This is a genomic window from Aliicoccus persicus (genome assembly GCF_900110815.1).
GTDB lineage: Bacteria > Bacillota > Bacilli > Staphylococcales > Salinicoccaceae > Aliicoccus > Aliicoccus persicus.
In genome coordinates this window covers 175,791-195,604 of the sequence record NZ_FOIT01000004.1, presented here as the reverse complement: position 1 = coordinate 195,604, position 19,814 = coordinate 175,791, and the positions used below count along the sequence as shown (strand labels likewise).

At 39.4% G+C, this 19,814-nt stretch carries 20 protein-coding genes; 4 read left to right on the top strand and 16 right to left on the bottom strand.

Features of this window, described 5'->3' with window-relative positions:
* Positions 1-79: 79 nt before the first annotated feature.
* The gene (locus BMW30_RS07755) at positions 80-1,591 is read right to left on the bottom strand and encodes a DEAD/DEAH box helicase (RefSeq protein ID WP_091475488.1); all 1,512 of its coding nucleotides are present in this window, start codon (positions 1,589-1,591) and stop codon (positions 80-82) included.
* 88 nt (positions 1,592-1,679) lie between these two features.
* A complete protein-coding gene (locus BMW30_RS07750) occupies positions 1,680-3,044 on the bottom strand; it encodes a UDP-N-acetylmuramoyl-tripeptide--D-alanyl-D-alanine ligase (RefSeq protein WP_091475486.1) in 1,365 nt (454 codons plus the stop codon).
* 115 nt (positions 3,045-3,159) lie between these two features.
* Here BMW30_RS07750 and BMW30_RS07745 point away from each other — a divergent pair, with 115 nt between their 5' ends.
* Positions 3,160-4,347, top strand: a complete 1,188-nt coding sequence (locus tag BMW30_RS07745) for an FtsW/RodA/SpoVE family cell cycle protein (RefSeq protein ID WP_091475484.1) — start codon at positions 3,160-3,162, stop codon at positions 4,345-4,347.
* Positions 4,348-4,387: 40 nt separating this feature from the next.
* On the opposite strand, the gene BMW30_RS10625 is transcribed toward BMW30_RS07745, so the two are convergent.
* Positions 4,388-4,537 (bottom strand): Lmo0850 family protein, encoded by a 150-nt coding sequence (locus BMW30_RS10625; RefSeq protein ID WP_180366263.1) that lies wholly within the window; start codon positions 4,535-4,537, stop codon positions 4,388-4,390.
* A 138-nt stretch (positions 4,538-4,675) separates the two neighbouring features.
* On the opposite strand from BMW30_RS10625, the gene cls reads away from it, so the two are divergent.
* Positions 4,676-6,157, top strand: a complete 1,482-nt coding sequence (gene cls, locus BMW30_RS07735; RefSeq protein WP_091475538.1) for a cardiolipin synthase — start codon at positions 4,676-4,678, stop codon at positions 6,155-6,157.
* A gap of 955 nt (positions 6,158-7,112) precedes the next feature.
* On the opposite strand, the gene yidC is transcribed toward cls, so the two are convergent.
* The 5 genes from yidC to BMW30_RS07710 all read right to left on the bottom strand — a co-directional run bounded on the left by yidC (position 7,113) and on the right by BMW30_RS07710 (position 11,699).
* A complete protein-coding gene (gene yidC, locus BMW30_RS07730; protein WP_091475481.1) occupies positions 7,113-7,991 on the bottom strand; it encodes a membrane protein insertase YidC in 879 nt (292 codons plus the stop codon).
* Positions 7,992-8,177: 186 nt separating this feature from the next.
* Positions 8,178-8,990, bottom strand: a complete 813-nt coding sequence (locus tag BMW30_RS10805; protein ID WP_091475479.1) for a transglycosylase family protein — start codon at positions 8,988-8,990, stop codon at positions 8,178-8,180.
* 224 nt (positions 8,991-9,214) lie between these two features.
* Positions 9,215-9,751 (bottom strand): single-stranded DNA-binding protein, encoded by a 537-nt coding sequence (locus tag BMW30_RS07720; RefSeq protein ID WP_180366262.1) that lies wholly within the window; start codon positions 9,749-9,751, stop codon positions 9,215-9,217.
* Between the two features lie 308 nt (positions 9,752-10,059).
* Positions 10,060-10,488, bottom strand: coding sequence for a RidA family protein (locus BMW30_RS07715; RefSeq protein ID WP_091475476.1), 429 nt, complete (start codon positions 10,486-10,488; stop codon positions 10,060-10,062).
* Positions 10,485-11,699 (bottom strand): pyridoxal phosphate-dependent aminotransferase, encoded by a 1,215-nt coding sequence (locus tag BMW30_RS07710; RefSeq protein WP_091475475.1) that lies wholly within the window; start codon positions 11,697-11,699, stop codon positions 10,485-10,487. The genes BMW30_RS07715 and BMW30_RS07710 overlap by 4 nt, the downstream gene beginning before the upstream one ends.
* A 150-nt stretch (positions 11,700-11,849) precedes the next feature.
* Between BMW30_RS07710 and BMW30_RS07705 the strand changes: the two genes are divergently transcribed.
* Entirely contained in the window at positions 11,850-12,806 is a 957-nt protein-coding gene (locus BMW30_RS07705; RefSeq protein WP_091475473.1) for a LysR family transcriptional regulator, read from the top strand.
* 20 nt (positions 12,807-12,826) lie between these two features.
* On the opposite strand, the gene BMW30_RS07700 is transcribed toward BMW30_RS07705, so the two are convergent.
* Positions 12,827-14,107: an aminotransferase class V-fold PLP-dependent enzyme gene (locus BMW30_RS07700; protein ID WP_091475471.1), complete on the bottom strand. Its 1,281-nt coding sequence runs from the start codon at positions 14,105-14,107 to the stop codon at positions 12,827-12,829.
* A 217-nt stretch (positions 14,108-14,324) separates the two neighbouring features.
* Between BMW30_RS07700 and BMW30_RS07695 the strand changes: the two genes are divergently transcribed.
* Positions 14,325-14,735 carry a YwpF family protein gene (locus BMW30_RS07695; RefSeq protein ID WP_091475469.1) on the top strand — a complete coding sequence of 137 codons (411 nt, stop codon included), beginning with the start codon at positions 14,325-14,327 and terminating at the stop codon, positions 14,733-14,735.
* 12 nt (positions 14,736-14,747) lie between these two features.
* Here the strand turns inward: BMW30_RS07695 and fabZ are convergent, their stop codons facing one another.
* The 7 genes from fabZ to atpG form a co-directional block, all read right to left on the bottom strand.
* Positions 14,748-15,191 carry a 3-hydroxyacyl-ACP dehydratase FabZ gene (gene fabZ / locus BMW30_RS07690; protein ID WP_091475467.1) on the bottom strand — a complete coding sequence of 148 codons (444 nt, stop codon included), beginning with the start codon at positions 15,189-15,191 and terminating at the stop codon, positions 14,748-14,750.
* 4 nt (positions 15,192-15,195) lie between these two features.
* On the bottom strand, positions 15,196-15,387 hold the full coding sequence (locus BMW30_RS07685; RefSeq protein WP_091475465.1) for a DNA-directed RNA polymerase subunit beta: 192 nt from the start codon (positions 15,385-15,387) through the stop codon (positions 15,196-15,198).
* A gap of 15 nt (positions 15,388-15,402) precedes the next feature.
* Positions 15,403-16,686: a UDP-N-acetylglucosamine 1-carboxyvinyltransferase gene (gene murA / locus BMW30_RS07680; RefSeq protein ID WP_091475463.1), complete on the bottom strand. Its 1,284-nt coding sequence runs from the start codon at positions 16,684-16,686 to the stop codon at positions 15,403-15,405.
* Between the two features lie 77 nt (positions 16,687-16,763).
* Positions 16,764-16,997 carry a DUF1146 family protein gene (locus tag BMW30_RS07675; RefSeq protein WP_091475462.1) on the bottom strand — a complete coding sequence of 78 codons (234 nt, stop codon included), beginning with the start codon at positions 16,995-16,997 and terminating at the stop codon, positions 16,764-16,766.
* 62 nt (positions 16,998-17,059) lie between these two features.
* Positions 17,060-17,467 (bottom strand): F0F1 ATP synthase subunit epsilon, encoded by a 408-nt coding sequence (locus BMW30_RS07670; protein ID WP_091475460.1) that lies wholly within the window; start codon positions 17,465-17,467, stop codon positions 17,060-17,062.
* An 18-nt stretch (positions 17,468-17,485) separates the two neighbouring features.
* A complete protein-coding gene (gene atpD / locus BMW30_RS07665; protein ID WP_091475458.1) occupies positions 17,486-18,898 on the bottom strand; it encodes a F0F1 ATP synthase subunit beta in 1,413 nt (470 codons plus the stop codon).
* Positions 18,899-18,924: 26 nt separating this feature from the next.
* The gene (gene atpG, locus BMW30_RS07660) at positions 18,925-19,803 is read right to left on the bottom strand and encodes an ATP synthase F1 subunit gamma (protein ID WP_091475457.1); all 879 of its coding nucleotides are present in this window, start codon (positions 19,801-19,803) and stop codon (positions 18,925-18,927) included.
* Positions 19,804-19,814 lie beyond the last annotated feature (11 nt).

Genomic DNA, 19,814 nt, shown 5'->3' with positions numbered 1-19,814 from the left:
GATAAAACATCTAGCATGAGTATACCAAAAAACGCACATACAATCAGTTGATTGCATGTGCGTTATTATTTTCAATCGATTACTTTAACATATCTTTAAACGTTCTGCCTTCTTTTGAACGACGGTCACGCTTGTTGTTGCGATCTGGTCTACCTGAGTTAGAACCAGTTTTTTTAGAATTGTGACTAAATGAGCGCTTATTATTTTTACCATGAGGCTTGCGTGGGTTACCACGACGATTGCCACCTTTGGATTTGAAGTTCGATTTTTTCACAAGTGGTTTTTCAAATGATAGCTGAATATTATCATCTTCTTTAGAAAACATGATCTGGTTAAGCAGTGCAGAAACAAGTGCATTCTGCTCATAGTTCTCAAGTAATTTAGCAGCCATTTGATCAGAACGCTTGCTGTCATTTTCTAAAATCCACTGTGCAATATTCGTTTCGATTTCTTTTTCTTTCGCTTTTTGAACTTCATTATCAAGTGGTGGACGAAGTGCAGAAATCGTTTTGTTCTTTTCAGTTTCAATCATGCGTAAGTAATCCATCTCTACTGGATTTACAAATGTTAACGCAATACCAGACTTGCCGGCACGACCCGTGCGTCCGATACGGTGTGTATAACTTTCAGCGTCTTGAGGGATATCAAAGTTGTAAACGTGAGATACACCTGAAATGTCTAGCCCACGTGCTGCAACGTCTGTTGCAACTAAAATGTCCAGTGCTGTGTTTCTAAATTTCTTCAATACTTCAAGACGTTTTGACTGTGTGATATCTCCGTGCAAACCTTCTGCGCGATATCCTTTTGCAATCAATGCACTCGTCAACTCATCCACACGGCGCTTCGTACGACCAAAGACGATCGCCAGTTGCGGTTGGTGAATATCTAAGAAGTTTGTAAATACATCCAATTTCTCAAGTTCTTTGACAATCGTGTAGAACTCATCGATCTGTGGTGTATTTTCAATATCGTTTTTCGTTTTTACAATCTCAGGATCTTTCATAAATCGCTGAACTAACTCTTGGATTGCTCTTGGCATCGTTGCCGAGAATAAAAGTGTGTGTCGCTCTTCATTTGGCATATTCGACATGATAAATTTCACATCGTCGATGAATCCCATGTTCATCATTTCGTCCGCTTCATCTAATACGAGTGTACGGATATCATCTAAGCGGAATGTTCTGCGCTTAATATGGTCGATAACACGCCCTGGCGTACCAACGATGATCTCAGGCTTTCTCTTCAATTCTTTAATCTGACGTTCAATCGATACGCCACCGAATACTAAAGATACCATCAAGCGCTTGTATTTACTGAATGCGCGTAGCTGTTCGCTAACTTGTACTGCAAGTTCTCTTGTCGGTGTTAAAATTAACACTTGAGAGCCTTTGCCTTTTTGTGTGTTTTCTACAATTGGAATTCCGAAAGCCCCTGTTTTACCTGTACCTGTTTGAGCTTGCCCTAAAATATCTCTGCGTTCTAGCGCAATAGGGATACTGCTCTCTTGGATAGGTGTTGGCTGATTAAATCCCAAGTCATCAAGTGATTTTAATGTCTCATCACTGATACCTAATTTCTTAAAAAAATTCAAATTTTGGATCTCCTTTTTAATAACTATTTCTTTGTTTTTTATCGTCCTAATTGTTCGCAACTTCTAAATACTAACACTTTTCAATTGCTTATTCAAGCATTTCAATTATTCTCTCCAGTTGCATACCACGCGAGCCTTTGAGAAGAATTACTGTACTATCACCCAGTTTACCTTGTAAGTGTGACACAATTTCTTCAATTGAGCGCATATGTTGCTTACGCGTTTGTTCAACTGTGTCATGTATATATTTCGCTCGATCACCAAAAGTGATAACTTCCGAAATTGAATGCCCGAGCGTGTTAATATGTGCACCGACTTGCTTGTGCAGTTCCTCAGTATAACTGCCAAGCTCTAAAATGTCAGCAAGTACAACGATGCGTCTGTCACTATCAATCGTAGCGATGCTGTCTAACGCACTATTCATACTTGATACAGAAGCATTGTAAGAATCATTAATGAGCAATGCACCACTCGCTAGTGTCATCTGTTGCATGCGCATGTCCGTAACTTTTAGATTGGCAAAATGTTTCTGTGCTTCATCTAAAGATATACCTAACGTTTGTGCAACAAGCAATGCCAGTGCTGCATTTTGTGCGTTGTGTGCACCGAGTTGTGGAATATGAATCTCCTCAGTGATACCTGTCATCGATAACGATGTCCCTTCACTCGTCTGCTTAACATTCGACACGACAAAATCATTCGTATCGGCTGTCCCGGCATTCATCTGTTTGTAAGGAGCAGCATGATCAATCAATTCATTCAATCTTGGATAGTCTCCATTATAGATAAAAGTCCCATCTTTTTTTAAACCATTGACGATTTCGAACTTTCCTCGTGCAATTGCTTCTCTACTTCCGAGTTTCTCAATGTGTGATTCCCCTACGTTCGTTATGACTGCGACACTCGGTTCTGTTAACTGACTTAAAAAATCAATATCTCCCGTCTGATCCATACCCATCTCTAAAATAGAAACTTCCGTATCTTTCTTTAGCTGTAGCACGGTCAGCGGCAAACCAATTTCATTATTGAAGTTACCAATTGTTTTTTGCACTTTAAAATATGGCGTCAGTACACATTCAATCATATCCTTCGTTGTCGTTTTCCCGTTTGAACCAGTGATTGCTACTACTTTTGGATTCACTTCGTTCAGATAGACCTGTGATAACTTCTGGAGCGCAATGAGTCCATCTTCCACGAGAATGATTGGCACATCTCGTTCTAAATCTTCATGGTGCTCAGATAGCGAGGCGCTCGCCTTTTTATCGAATGCCATATCAATAAATTTGTGCCCATCGACGTGTTCACCTAAAAACGGAATAAACAGATTTCCCGCTTGAATCGTTCGCGTATCGATCGACACGCCCTTAATCATCTCTAGTGCTTGGCGTTCTGCCGCCTTGTTCAATGTTCCATTCACACTTTTTGCTACATTTTCTAAAGTCATTTCAATCATTTTGGCATCGTCCAATTCATCATTTTAATTACAATGTTATTTTTTCACTGAATTTCTTATTCGTTCATAGTATAATATTATACAGTTAATTTTTGAAATATTGAGGAGAGAAATTGTGGAGAGACAGGATCGTTCAACACGCGAAAAAAATTTTTTCTTTGCACGCATCGATTATGTGTTGATTGCCATAATTGCAGTGCTAGCAGTCATCAGTGTTGTCGTCATTACTTCCGCAATGACAAGCAACCAATACATCGGTGATTTTAGAATGCGCCAGATTGTCTTCTATGTCATTGGTTTTGGAATCGCATTTGTTGTTATGGTGATTCCGATGACCCTGATGAAACAATATATATGGCTGATTTACGGTGCAGGTGTTCTTTCATTACTTGTTTTATTTATAATGCCAGATACGCCATTCACACCTATCATCAACGGTGCCCAAAGTTGGTATCGTATCGGAGGACTCAGCTTACAACCGTCTGAATTTGTGAAAATTATATACATATTGACACTTGCCTATGTCATTAGTCAGCATAACCAATTTAAGCAATCTAACGATCTTATTGAAGATTTCAAATTGCTCTTTAAAATGGTGCTCGTCACAGCACTACCTTTATTCTTTATACTATCCCAAAATGACCTAGGTACCGTGCTTGTATTCATCGCGATTATACTTGGTATGGTGGTTGTTTCTGGAATTAGTTGGTGGTTGATTTTACCCACTTTAATCGTATTTGTTTCAATCGGCGTGACGACGATACTCGGCATATTGTATCGCCCAGACATCATCCAAAACTTGCTCGGTGTACAATCATACCAATTAGAACGTATCTATACGTGGCTGAGACCCTATGAATATTTCCGTGAAGGTGGATTCCAACTCGCGAACTCACTCCAAGCAATCGGTTCAGGTGGATTACAGGGGCAGGGTTATGGACAGGGCTCTATTTACATACCAGAGAACCATACAGACTTTATCTTTACGATCATCGGTGAGGAGTTCGGCTTCATTGGTTCTACGGTTGTAATCATGATACTATTCGTATTGATGTTGCATCTCGCTCGCATTGCGAGTGCATCGATGGATAGTTTCTCTGCTTACTTCATCGTGGGTTACATCTCGATGTTGATGTTCCAAGTATTCCAAAATATTGGAATGACGATTCAGCTGTTACCAATTACCGGTTTACCGCTACCATTTCTTAGCTATGGTGGTACGGCACTGTGGAGTAATATGCTCGCAATCGGAATTGTACTCAGTATCCAGTTCTATCGCATGCGTTATAAAACAGCAATTTAGCCAAAAAAAAACTACAAACAATTGAAATGTTTGTAGTTTTTTATATATTGCTTTCCTTTAGCTTTAAGACTTCCTTATGTGTAATCGCGTTTACCATTTCGAATTTCGACTTAGTGACTGATACTTTCACGCCAAGTTCTTTAAGAATCTCTACAATTGCTTCAACTTTGCTGTTACTTTGTTCTTTCACGATATACATCTCCCTACATCTGTAGTTAGTATACATTTTACACCCTTCTGTTTGAAAATACTAGAAGAGTTTCGTGGAATTTATTACAATTTTGTGCACATTCACATATAATATCACTAAAGAGAGGTGATTTAATTGATAAATCAACTGACAGACTTCATCGGAGAACAGATTACACCTTTTAATATTTTCGTTGCGACACTACTCTTTGTCAACATTCTGTTTGGTATTTCCATGATCTTTATCGAGCGTAGAAGTGCACAGAGTGTTTGGGCATGGCTGCTTGTATTGTTCTTCCTACCTGGTCTCGGTTTCATATTGTACCTCGTATTCGGACGGCGCATTTATAATGAAGATTTATTTAAAGCCGATGAAACAGTTCAACGTAACTTAGAAGAGCACGTACAGCAGCAGATGCAAAAATTAAGAAATAGAGAGTTTATTCTCGAAAATCCAATCTATCAAAAGTACTATAAACTAGTCCATCTCCTTCTCTACTCCAACCATGCCTATGTCACAGTGAATAATGAAATCACGACATATACGGATGGAAACGTTAAGTTCGATGCATTGCTTGAAGATATTAAAAACGCCAAACACCATATTCATTTCCAGTATTATATTTTTAAATTAGATGGCCTAGGCAAGAAATTATACAATGCAATGATTGAAAAACAAAAAGAAGGTGTTGAAGTACGCATATTGTATGATGATATTGGATCACGTTCATTGAATATGCGCAACTTCAGGAAGCTAAAAAAAGCAGGCGGACACGTCTATGCATTCTTCCCGAACAAGCTGCCTTTGATTAACTTCCGATTGAACAATAGAAACCATAGAAAAATCGTGGTGATAGATGGGGAAATCGGATATACCGGCGGATTCAACGTCGGTGAAGAATATGTCGGCCAGTCAGAAAAATTTGGCTATTGGCGAGATACACACCTCCGTGTTAAAGGAGACGCTGTGAAAGCATTGCAACGCCGATTTATGATGGACTGGAATTCACAGGAGAAACGCGAACAGTTAAAATACCAAGATGCATTCTTCCCTAATGTGGATTATAAAGGAAACGTACCGATGCAAATCGGTTCGAGTGGACCAACAGAACACTTTCAACAGATAAAATTCAGCTATATTAAAATGATTGCAACAGCACAACACTCCATACATATACAGTCGCCGTATTTTATCCCCGATCAGTCATTTTCAGAAGCATTGAAGATGGCGATCCTATCCGGCATCGAAGTAAAGATTATGATACCAAGTTTTCCTGACCATCCATTCGTCTACTGGGGAACATATGCGAATGCAGGATTCTTTGCGGAACTTGGCGCAAAAGTATATGTCTATAAGAAAGGCTTTTTACACCAAAAAATTTTGATTGTAGATGATGAAGTCTTATCCGTCGGAACAACAAATATTGACAATCGAAGTTTCGCATTGAATTTTGAAATCAATACTTTCATTTACAGTATTGACGAAGCAGTGAAACACCGTAAAATATTCGAGAAAGACATCGAAGACTCAGAGTTGTTAACACCAAAAATTTATAATGAACGCGGAAAGATGATCCGATTTAAAGAAGCAATTGCTAATCTGATTGCACCGATATTGTAGGTGTTAGGTTGGTGGTTTTGGGGTTGGAGATTGGTTGGATTTGAGGTGGGTTGGAGATTGTCGTTTGATTAAGAATTGGGGATCCCGTTAGTACGGAAATGAGCGAGCACTAGCGGGATTTTTATTTGGTTTTATAGTTTCTCTCCTTGAAGACCTCTGAGTGTTCCTCAACTCTTATTTTTTATCTCGGGAGTAACACTTTGTAGCCCTTAGTGGGACTCAGCACACGCTTTCCAACTCGTGAGGAACAGTTAAAACGTCCCAAGTGTTCCTCAGCTACGATTTTTAGCTCGTGAGGAACAGTAAACGGTCTAGCAGTTGATTTGCGTTCCAATGAAACTTGCTCACTGACTCGCAAATTGATTTGCATTCCAATGAGACTTGCTCACAGACATGCAGATTGATTTGCGTTCCAATGAAACTTGCTCACTGACGCGCAGATTGATCTGCGTTCCAATGAAACTCGCTCACGGACACGCAGATTGGTTTGCGTTCCAATGAGAGTAGCTCACTGACACGCAGATTGGTTTGCGTTCCAATGAGACTCGCTCACTGACACGCAGATTGATTTGCGTTCCAATGAAACTCGCTCACTGACACGCAGATTGGTTTGCGTTCCAATGAGACTCGCTCACTGACACGCAGATTGATTTGCGTTCCAATGAGACTCTCTCACTGACGCGCAGATTGATTTGCGTTCCAATGAAACTTGCTCACTGACACGCAGATTGATTTGCGTTCCAATGAAACTTGCTCACTGACACGCAAACGAATTTGCGTTCCAATGAAACTAGCTCACTGACACGCAGTTTGGTTTGCGTTCCAATGAAACTTGCTCACTGACACGCAAACGCGTTTTCGCGCAAATACCAATGAGGTTAATAAGCCTCATTTCACCACCGACACAAAAAGCAACCCACTCACAAGTGTGAGCGGGTTGCATAATCAAGCTAGACTATCTTGGCTTCTTCTTAACTTTCTTTTTCTTTTTAGGAACGATCTTAGCGTTTTTCAAACGCTGTTCTTTTTCCATTTTTTCTTTTTCATGTGCGGCAATGATTGGTGCCATCTCTTCTTCAACCTTTTTCTTCCAATAACGGTTACCAATGATTGTTTGGAATATTAAGAATACCCCACCGACAGCCCAGTATAACGGTAATGCTGCTGGTGAAATGAATGAAATCCAAACGATCAGGATCGGTGATATGTACATGAAAATTTGCATTTGTTTACGCTGTTCTTCTGGTACGTATTGTACAGATACAAATGCTTGTGCTAAGTATACTAAACCTGCGATGATGACCATCGTAATGTCAGGGCTTGTTAAGTCCATCCATAAGAATTCTGGGTATCGCTCGATTCCTCCATCTGACGGGAATCTTAGTGCGAAGTATAGACCCATGACGACTGGCATCTGTATCAATATTGGTAAACATCCCATATTGAGCGGGTTCATGTCGTGCTTTTTGTATACAGCCATTAATTCTTGTTGTGCTGCCATCTTTTCTTCTTGTGTTGTTGCAACTTTAATTTTTTCCTGAATTGCTTGCATTTCAGGCTTAACTATTTTCATTTTTTCACGCATTAACATTTGGTTTTTATATGTTTTCATCATGAATGGGAAGATTGCAAATCTCACCACTAATGTAATGATAATGATTGCAAAACCATAGTTATGATCTAAGTTACCACCTAACCAGTTGACTAACCAATCCATCGGTCTGACGAAGAAATTAAAGAAAAATCCATCTCGGTTTTCTTCTTGTGAGTAGTCACACCCAGCCAGTAGCAAAACAAGCATCATAGAGCCTGCGAGTAGCCACTTCTTGTTCAATTTGTTCACCTCTAATTATTTATCACATAAGATAGATTGTACCATAAACACTCTAACAAAAAAATCAAAAATAGTATATATGCATCCATTCATTCGTTCTTAATCTTAAATTGTCATATTGTTGCCTAATTAAAACGATAAAAAAAACGACATCGAAGTTATACTTCTGCATGTCGTTTATATAAGTTATGAAAATAATAGTCCACCACAGTGTGGCCATGGTTGTGATCCACGCATATCGTAGAGCATTTGTGCACGCATCGTCTGTTCTGATGCTGATGCATTTGATGGTAGCCCACTACCACCGACTGCTTGCCATGTTTCAACATTGAACTGATATAATCCGTGGTACAGACCGTTTGCACTGACAATTGATGCGTTACCACCAGATTCACATTGTGCAAGTGCTGACCAATTTAATCCTGATTGTTGTTGCTGTGGTTGTGTATTTTCCTGAACTGGTGGTTGTGATTGAACTTGCTCTTGTGGCTGTTCATTCTGTACCTGTTGTTCAGGTTGTTTATTTTGAACTACTTGTTGTGATTGCTGCGTTTGGACTTGCTGCTTTGGCTGCTCACTCTCAACATATGCATTTTCTGAATCAGTTACTTCATACGTCTCTTCTGCTGCTTCTTCGTATGTTTCACTGACAACTTCTGATTCATGTTCCATTTCTTTTTCTTCAACCGCTTCGAGTGCTGCTTCTCTTAATAATGCTTGTTCTTTAAGATATGTCGTATGGCGATCTGCAGTTTCTGTTTCATGCAATTCAACAACTTGCTGCCATACTTGTGAATTTTCTTTATAATTATCTGATTCTATTTCTGAAATAGCTGTTCGTGGTAATAGTTGCTCATCTTTGATGTCGGTATCAACATTTAAAGATTGAACATCGAAGTCTGAACTTTCAACAATTGTTGTATCCGTCATCGCGTGGACGTTCAATACAGCAATGAGTGAAAGAAAGATTCCACCAAACAGTGCAATAACCTTTTTCATAGTGCGCCTCCATCTATTCTGACCAATAATTTCCGAAAGTCTTTGTTATTTTACCAAATAAATTATCGTGTTAGGTTACAGCTATGTGTTATTTTTCACCTTATGTTACAAGTCTGTTACCGTTGTCAGAAAAGAAAGACACCTACATTGAGGTGCAATCAATGTAAGTGTCTAATGTGAGTGTATGAAATTATAGAGGTGTTTATGATGTGTCAGGTGGCGGGTTACGACTTTACAGGCTCTTTTTCTTTCTTTTGTTCCGTTTCAGTCGATTTACTTTCTACGTTTAACGTTTTCATCACATTCTGGAGGGAACGGATATGATCGTCTGTCTGTTGTACGACTTCTGGCAAAATGTAAATTGATTTTTCACCTTTTTCATCCCATAAGCCATATGAACGAATGGCTTCATTCAATTGACGGTCAGGGTTAATTAGGTTTTGTTTGTGTACTTTCTCTGGCATGGCACGGATGGATTCAGCCCAGAGCTCCACTCTGTATTCTCTTCCATTACTCGTATGTTTCGTCACCGTCGCAAGTTGTCCACTGACGCATAAAATATCGCCTTCATTTATTTGTGTGAGTACTTCTGGCAGCACTTTTCCGAACGCTTTACAATAAATGAAATGGAGTTCCTTTGGCTTTTTAGGGTCTTTTGGTTCACGAATCGTTGCAACAATAAATCCTTGTTCAGTAAACTGATTGTTTGTGCCAAGTGTGAATTGTTTCACTAGTTCTCCAACTATTAGTACTTTATTCAATCTCTCACCTCCTCTCCAAAGCGAGCATATAAGCAATTAAAAATTTTGGCAAAATACAATAATACGTAAATTGAGAGATAATTTTCGCTTTTTGAGGATAAACACATACAATAATTTAAAAATTGTAAAAGATCGATACAATTTTATAAAATTCGTATGTCATGAAGTTTTTTTGTGGAAATTTCATCCGAAAAACATATCATATTTTTAAAGAAACCAATGATTCCGCTCTTTATCTAACATCTTTTAAAACAACATTACAAAATTAATAGGAATGTCCTCAAAAAATTATGAGAACATTCCTATATTTATATCGTAACGCCCACGACCAACTGGATTTCAACAGGTGCATTGCCTGGTAAGGATTTAACACCGATTGCTGCTCTTGAGCCGATACCAGCCTCGCCCAAATGTTCAAATAAGTAGTCCGACGCCACATCAGCGACTTTTGAGTGAGATGTGAAGTCTTCATCTGCATTGACATAAACCGTCATCGAGATGACTTGATGTACACGTTCATCGTTCTCGACCAACTGAATGGCAGCACTGTAAGCATTATCGATGGACTGAAGTATCGCCTTTTCATAAGTCTCTAATGATTCTGTCGATGAAATTCTTCCGACATGAACGAGTTCGCCATTCTTTCTCGGTGTCATGCCCGCAGTCGATATAATATTTTCAAAACGTGATGCAGGTGTGTAATTGCCTTGTGGAATTGGCTTGTTCACTTCACTCATTGTCTTAATTCCTCCACAACTTGAATGATGCGTTTCATCGCGTCTACAGATGCTTGATGGTCTTGAGAGAAGTTCACTCTAAAGCTGTTTTCAAAACCAGGACCAAACTCAGATCCCGGCGTCACTGTGACACCTGCTTTTACCCGAAGTATTTTTACAAACTCACTGAGTGACACTTTAAGTTTAGGAAACTCCGGGAATAGGTAGCTGCCCGCTTCTGTCGGTCGTACCTTGAAACCGTCTTGTGTATTGATTAACGAAACGAGGTCATCACGGATTGCTTGGTGGTCTTTAATTCTATTTTCTATCCATCCTTCTGGCTCATCAAACCATAACTTTAAAACCCTTTGGTTATAACCGCTCGCACGCAGTGAAACAATTGCTTGCAGTTGCTCCATACGCTCGATTATTTTAGGTGAGCCAAAAGCAACACCCAATCGGTAACCAGAGAGAGATTCAGTCTTCGATGGTCCGATAATAGTAATGACATTGTCCGAATTGATTTCATCTTGTGCAATGAGATGTGTGTAGTCTCTCTCATCAAACAATTGACGTGAATAGAGTTCATCAACGATGACGGACACATTATACTGTGCTGCAAGTTCAGCAATCTTTTTCACTTCATCTCGAGAGTAGATGACACCTGTGGGGTTATTTGGATTAGAGAACAGAAATGTTTTCACACCATTTTTAAACGCAGCTTCTAATTCTTCTAAGTTGAGTCCAGCACGTGTATCCGTATTATAATAATCCAACTTCACTGGTACGAGTTCACCGTCAAAGAAGTGCACGAGTTTTCTATTCGCAAAGTAATCCGGTTCTACTATCGCCACTTTGTCTCCACGAGAAACAAGCGCACCCATCGCTAGGAATAGTGCACCTTGTGTCCCTGGCGTGATAAGTAATTGATCATCTGCTTTAATTTGCCATCCTGTAAAATTTGTGAGTTTCTCTGCAAGATATTCACGGATTTCTAGACTACCTCTATATTCCGTGTATGCTTGCGCCCCACCGACTTCAAAGCCTTCGTTAAATACTTCAATGGATCCTGGTATCGGCGCATGTGCATCGATATCTCCATGTGAAAAATCAACTGACGTGCCTGGGATTTTATCGATTTCAATAGATACTTCATCTATACTTTGTCTGACTTCTTGACCTGGCGCAAATTCTGCATTCAACTTAGCAAACTTATCTTCAATAGATGACATTTAATCACGCTTCCTTTTTATATTTTGCATATGAATTTATTCTACTCTATAGTTAATAATGTTAATACATTGTTGAGCACGTGCCCAATAGGTTTATTTTATAATAATATATGTTTCTTATTATACGGTGATACGAAGGGAGTCTGAGTGATGTTAAAAAGCATGGATTATGTGTACGCCGTCTATGTAAATAAAAGTTTTTCAAAAGCTGCTGAAGCACTGTACATTTCACAACCTGCGCTGAGTGCGGCTATTAAAAAAGTAGAAATTGAAGTCGGTACACCGCTGTTTGATCGGCGTACGAATCCAATCAGCCTAACTGAGGCGGGGAAATATTATATTGAGTCCGTTGAAAGAGTCATGCAGATTGAGGAAGACATGAAGCTTAAATTTAAAGCATTAAGCGAACTGAACAAAAGTACGATTAATATCGGTGCTGCTTCATTCTTTTGTACTTATGTACTGCCTGACTTGATTCAAGATTTCCAGGATAAACATCCTCAGTATACAGTGAACGTGCTAGAAGCGAATGCTGATGATTTAATGAAATATTTAAAATCCGGCGTCATTGACTTAATTATCGATGTTGAAACGAGAGGTGAACACTATCACTATGAGTCCGTGATTTGGGCTGAAGACGATATATTACTCGTCGTACCGAAAGCTTCTAAAGTAAACGCAACACTTATCGACAGTCAACTGACTTATGACACCGTGCGAAGTGGTGACTATCACAACGATGATTATTTAAAAGTTGACTTATATACGTTTAAAGATGAACGATTTCTTTTGTTAAAAGAAGGCAATGACATGTACAACAGAAGTATGAGAATGTTTAAAAACGCTGAGTATACACCAAAGGTATCCATGTACTTAGATCAAATGCTGACATCATTCCGAATCGCATGTAAAGGCATCGGTGCAACGTTCGTGCGCGCAGGCTTAACGAACTATTTAGAGCCAACTGACGATGTATACTTTTATAAGTTAAATGACGACAATAGTAAACAAAATATTAAACTCTATTATAAAAAAGAAGTATCACCTTCGGAGATCAGACAAGACTTTATCGATTACCTATTGCAACACACACCGAAAACAGTGTAGCGCCCAATTGGTCGCTATTTTTATTTGCTAATAATTTTCTCAGTCACGTTTAAAAATGTCTCAATCTCTTCCACCGTTTGGCAGTGCATCGGTGAAATTCGAATTGTCCCTGTTAGATCGAACGATTCTAGCATTCGTTTAGAATATATACTCGACGCAACGCGTTCATAAACAACAACATCTTCTTCCCCGTACAGACGAACTGCTTCTTCATAACCGATGCCATCTAAAGTAATGCCAACGATAAAGTCACGTGTCGATAAGTCTTCATAGTCTAGGTGTACAGTTACGCCGATTATTTCTCTCAGTCCTTTGACGTTATCATTTCCCTCAAGCAACACTTCAAGCAAGGCACGTTCATGCGATGCGATTGCAGTCATTCCTGCTTCATACAGTGCACGACGCTCTTTTGCATCTGTAAACTTCTCCCCTAACCAGCAGACATAATCAACAACTTCGCTAATGGCTGCAAAGTGGCCAGGTGTCACACTACCTAATCCTAACTCTCCGCCAACCTTTCCAAGTAATCGTTGGTGTGGTAGCTGTGCTGCACGGTCGGATACATAGGCGAACCCAACACCTCGAACACCAAAAAATTTATATGGTGCGATGTTGATCACATCGACATCCGTCTTTTCTAAATCGATGAGTCCGTGTGGTGCATGTTGAACGGCATCGACAATGATATAAAGATCTGGCTTAATCTCTCTTGCTGCTTTAATAATCTTTTCAACATCTAAAATTGCACCGGATATATTTGATGCGTAGATAAAGTTGAGTGAAATGGTATCTTGGTCGATTAACTTAGTAATCTCCTCGACATCCACGCCACCCGTCACTTTGTTCGTTGGTGCAACTCTCAGTTCTTTGCCGAGTTTATCCGCATAAAATTTAGCTGAATCAAATAGTGAAGGATGCTCCAGTTCAGTCGTTACGACATTCGTCCCTTCAATATGTTCTAAGACAACACCTGTTAAATTGAACATCGCCTGTGAGGCTGTATAATACGGAACGATATAACCGTTCTTTGCATTAAAGATTGTTCTCACATCATCGATGCCTTGTTTCTCGATGTTCGCTAAGTAAACCGCAGTCTCGTGACCTCTCATCGGGTGGTCAGGAAACAAATCGACTTCAGCAAAGCGTTCGTTTGCTCGCTTTAAGCGAAATGATCCACCTGCATTATCAAAAAAGATACGCTTTTTATTGGTTAATGGGTCTACATCTATGTAAGCAAATTTATCTCTAATTTCACCCATCAATTGTGAATCAAACAATCTTCCTTCTGTCACATGGCTCATTTTAAAATCCCCTTTTATGTTGTTATCTATATTGTTCGATAAATTTAAGAAACGTACCAATATTAATAATCTATACTGTTATATGAAAAATATTATATACACGAAGAAATTAACCTATTCATTTAAATAATGTTGTATCTTTGGTAAATTGGAATAGAACAAAGTAATTTGAACGTGTTAAATGAGTCAAAAATATGTAGGTGGTGAATGAAACCGTATGAAGTCTTTTAACGTTGTTAGCATTCATTTAAAAGAAAATACAGAGTATTATGAGTTAAATTTTTCAGAAGGTATTATTATCAATAGTGAAATCGGAGAAGATCCATGGTTAATTGAAGTGTCACTTAAAAATTCATGGAAAGATCGACTGGAGAAGTATTTAAATCAAGACATAGACATTCTCGTAAAGATTACTCGCCCAACGAATAACCCTGCACATTTTGTCGGTAAACTTGTCGACATCAATGATGTCGAGGAATTTATCTCTGTTATTTTTAAAGGCCGTCTGGAAACGAGAGACCCAAACTATCCTGTCGATTTACTAGAAGAACTGTTAGATAAGGGATACTCAGGCGAAGATCTCGTTGATCGTTTTAGACAAAACCTCGGTACAAGAAAAGAATCCTAAAGATAAATATCTTTAGGATTCTTCTTTTGGTGCGTCGCCAATAGCAAACGTGATCTCACATTTACATGCGATTTCACCATCTACTGTGGCAACTGCTTCACCTTTACCAATGACGCCTCTTAGTCGCGTAATCTCTACTTGAAGTTCAAGTGTATCACCTGGAACGACTTGACGTTTAAATTTACATTTGTCGATACCTGCAAAAAATGCCAGTTTACCTTTAAAGTTCTCTTCTTGTAATAATGCTACTGCACCGACTTGAGCGAGTGCTTCCACGATTAAAACACCAGGCATTACTGCATATTCAGGAAAATGTCCTGGGAAAAATGGTTCATTTCCCGACACTTGCTTAATTCCAACACTTTTTTTACCTGGTTCAATCTCTGTAATCTTATCTATTAACAGCATCGGTGGACGGTGTGGAATAATCGCTTTAATCTGATCATAGTTCAGCATGATATCATTCCCTCGTTAAGTTAATAATATGTTCCCATGTTTCTAATCTAAATACTTCTAGTGGATTTTCTAAAATTCCAAAGCCAATCATTAAACCTAAGAAAAACAGAATAATTGCGACATAAATATACAATAAGATTCTAACGATTAATGGAAATCTACGATGTACGAGTTTCTTCTCTTTTGTAATTGCCATATTTCTAACCTCTCACTATGACAGGACTGTCGTGTCTGACACATCACCTGTGCGTTCGATATTCGCGCCTAGATTGCGTAATTTCAGATGGAAATCAACATAGCCTCGATCTAAGTGCTTTAATTCCGTCACTTCAGTATATCCATCACTCACTAAACCTGCAAGAATAAGTGAAGCAGCAGCACGTAAATCTGTCGCTCTTACACGTGCACCCTTCATTTCTGTACCGCCTTTAATAACTGCGCGGTTATCATCAACTTCAATGTCCGTACTCATACGGTTAAACTCATTCACGTGCATAAAGCGGTTTTCAAAAATTGTTTCGGTGATTGTACTCGTACCTTCAACCGTCGTTAGTAACGCCATCATTTGGCTCTGAAGGTCAGTCGGGAAACCTGGATGTGGCATCGTTTTTACTTTGATTGGTTTATAGCTGCGCATCGGTTTAACGATAACGTCATTACCATCTTGAATAATGTCGATACCCACTTCTTCTAGTTTAGAAATCAGTGCAGTTAAATGTTCACTCATCACGTTTTCTAAGCGGATTTCACTACGCGTAATTGCACCTGCAATCATAAACGTTCCTGCTTCGATACGATCAGGAATTACTGTGTACTCACAGCCCGTTAATGATTCTACACCTTCGATTTTTAAGCGGCTTGTACCTGCACCACGTACCTTACCGCCCATCGCGTTGATATAATTTGCAAGATCAACAATTTCAGGTTCTTTTGCAACGTTATCAATAATCGTCGTGCCTTCTGCGAGCGAAGCTCCCATCATCAAGTTTTGAGTCGCACCGACACTTGGGAAGTCTAGGTAAATGTTTGCAGCTTTAAGACGGCCGTCAATGCGACCTTCATAGCTTCCATCTTTCGTCGTAAATTGAACGCCCATTTTTTCAAAACCTTTAATATGGAAATCAATCGGTCTAGAACCAATTGCACATCCACCTGGCATTGCAACGTTACAGTAGCCGTATCTCGCAAGTAATGGCCCCATGACAAGCATGCTCGCGCGCATTTGGCTCACGAGATGGAATGGTGCATTACAGTTGAGTTTTGGTGTTGCATCTACAACGAGTTCATTTTCTTTTAAATTTACATCTGCGCCAATAAATGATAATAATTCTGATAAAATACCAACGTCAGAAAACCTTGGTACATTTTTAATGTTTGATTTGTTTTTTGAGGCCAACAATGATGCCGTTATAATTGGTAGAACAGCATTTTTAGACCCTTCAATTTTTACCGTACCGGACAACTTCTGCCCGCCTTTAACGATAATCGTATCCATTAACAATCACTCCTGAGTTTTTCACATCTCTTTATATCATACACTATACAATAATAACATGTATAGTTGTAATTTCGTTAATTAAACATTAACGATGCTTCTTGTACGAGTCTGAAAAAATCCATGATGTAATTGCTAGTTAAACTACCGAGTACGATAGCAAACAAGATCAATAACAATCTGTACTTTCCAATCTCACCTTTTCTGAAAATACCTTCAATTCTAATTGATTGAAGTAACCAGAACGCAAGTATAACACAAGCGATGTGTAAAACTAACTGCATGAGTGCGAGTTCACTAAATCCTAACATTTTTAATTAATCACTCCTTAAATAAAAAATCGACCCTTGATTCAAAGGGTCGATTGTATCAATTATTTGCCTTTTGCGACGTTGAGTCGGTTAGTCGCACGTAGTAATGCAGTACGTGCTTCAAAATCATCCACACGTTCATCTTGAAGCTTTTGAAGTAAAGCTTCAGCACGATCACGTGCTTCCATTGCACGCTCAGTATCGATATCTTTAGCAAACTCTGCTGCTTGAACGAAGGCCGTTACTTTGTTCGGTCGGATTTCACAGAATCCATCCGTCACAGCGAACATTTCTGTTACACCATTAATTTTCGCACGTAATACGCCGATTTTTAACGCTGCAACGACAGGGACATGTCCTGCCATAATTCCAAGTTCACCTTGAACAGAATTTACCACAACAATTTCACATTCATCATCGTGAAATACGGTACCATTAGGCGTTACAATGTCTAATGCAATTGTATTCATTTCCTAACCTCCCGTATTTTATACTTCTACTCCCATTTTACGTGCTTTCTCAAGCACGTCCTCAATACCACCGACGAGACGGAAAGCATCTTCTGGAATATGGTCATATTTACCTTCAAGAATTTCACCGAAGTCACGTACTGTTTCTTCTACTGGTACATATGAACCTTTTTGACCAGTAAACTGCTCTGCGACGTGGAAGTTTTGAGATAGGAAGAACTGAATACGTCTTGCACGTGCAACCGTCTTCTTATCATCTTCTGATAATTCATCCATACCTAAGATTGCAATGATATCTTGTAATTCACGGTATTTCTGAATCGTTGATTGAACGCCACGAGCAACATTGTAATGCTCTTCACCAACGATAGCAGGTGAAAGTGCACGAGATGTAGAAGCTAGTGGGTCAACTGCAGGGTAGATACCCATCTCTGATAATTTACGCTCTAAGTTTGTCGTTGCATCTAAGTGTGCGAACGTTTGAGCTGGCGCTGGGTCAGTATAGTCATCGGCAGGTACGAATACCGCTTGGATTGACGTTACAGATCCAACGTTAGTTGACGTGATACGCTCTTGTAACTGACCCATCTCAGTTGCAAGTGTTGGTTGGTAACCAACTGCTGATGGCATACGACCTAATAATGCCGATACCTCAGAACCTGCTTGTGTAAATCTGAAGATGTTGTCAATGAAAAGTAATACGTCTTGTCCTTCTTCATCACGGAAGTATTCCGCCATTGTTAATCCAGATAATGCAACACGCATACGTGCACCTGGTGGCTCGTTCATCTGACCGAATACCATCGCAGTTTTAGTAATAACGCCTGAGTCACTCATCTCATGGAATAAGTCGTTACCTTCACGCGTTCTCTCACCAACACCCGCGAACACTGAGATACCACCGTGCTCTTGTGCGATGTTGTTGATTAACTCCTGGATTAATACTGTTTTACCTACACCGGCACCACCGAAGAGACCGATTTTACCACCTTTTGTATATGGTGCTAATAAGTCTACAACTTTAATACCAGTTTCTAAAATTTCTACATTTGTTGATAATTCATCGAATTTTGGTGCAAGACGGTGAATTGGGTCACGTCTTACTGATTCATGAACAGGTTCACCTAAATCGATGTGTTCGCCGAGTACGTTAAATACACGACCTAAAGTTTCTTGTCCAACCGGCACAGCAATTGGGCCGCCACTATCTGTCACTTCAGAACCACGTTGGAGCCCGTCAGTAGAACTCATAGCGATCGTACGAACTGTATCGTCACCTAAGTGTAACGCCACTTCAAGTGCTAACTGAGTCACTGTATCTCCAGACTTGATGTCAACGAATAAAGCGTTGTTCAAGTTTGGCAATTGTCCGTCTTTAAACTTAACGTCTACGACTGGTCCCATGATTTGGACCACTTGACCTAAAGCCATTCACTTTTCCTCCTCGTTTAAATTCACTATTTTTCTTGTGCAGCTGCACCGCCAACAATCTCTGTAATTTCTTGAGTAATTGCCGCTTGACGCGCTCTGTTATATTGCAAAGTTAAATCTCCTACAAGTTCCTTAGCATTGTCCGTTGCAGCTTTCATCGCTGTCATACGCATTGCATGCTCACTTGCTTTACTATCTAAAATAGCACCGTAGATAATACTTTCAGCATATTGCGGAAGAATCGTCGCTAAAATTGTTTCTTTATCTGGTTCGAATTCATACAGCGATTGCATCGAACTTTGTGTATCAGATGATAAGTCACTATGTGATAAAGGCAACACTTTACGCTGTGTTACTTCTTGATCAAGCACACTGTTAAATTTGTTGTAAATGATATACAACTCATCCACCGATTCATTGGCGAAAGCATCTACAGCTTCTTCGGAAATCGATTTAATACTACTAAAATGTGGTTGGTCTGCAAGACCTACACGTGAATTTGTCACTTCATAGCCACGAATTTTCAATAATTCTAGACCCATGTTTCCAATCACGAACAATGAGTATTTACTTGGATCATTGTTATGTTTCTCTTCTATCTGAGATGTGATTTTCTTTAACACGTTTGAATTATATGGACCAGCTAAACCACTGTCGGCTGTAATTACAATGTAACCCGTACGTTTCACTTCACGCTTTTGTAGCATCGGGTGAGACGCTTCTCTGTCACCTGAAGCAACCGCGAAAACCGTCTCTTGTAATTTGTTAACATATGGTTGGAATTTTTTACTATTCTCTTCAGCTCGGCGTAACTTTGAGTTCGAAACCATGTGCATTGCGCTGGTGATCTGGCTAGTTTTTTTAGTAGCAGTAATACGACCTTTTATCTCGCGTAATGACGCCATAATTTCACCAC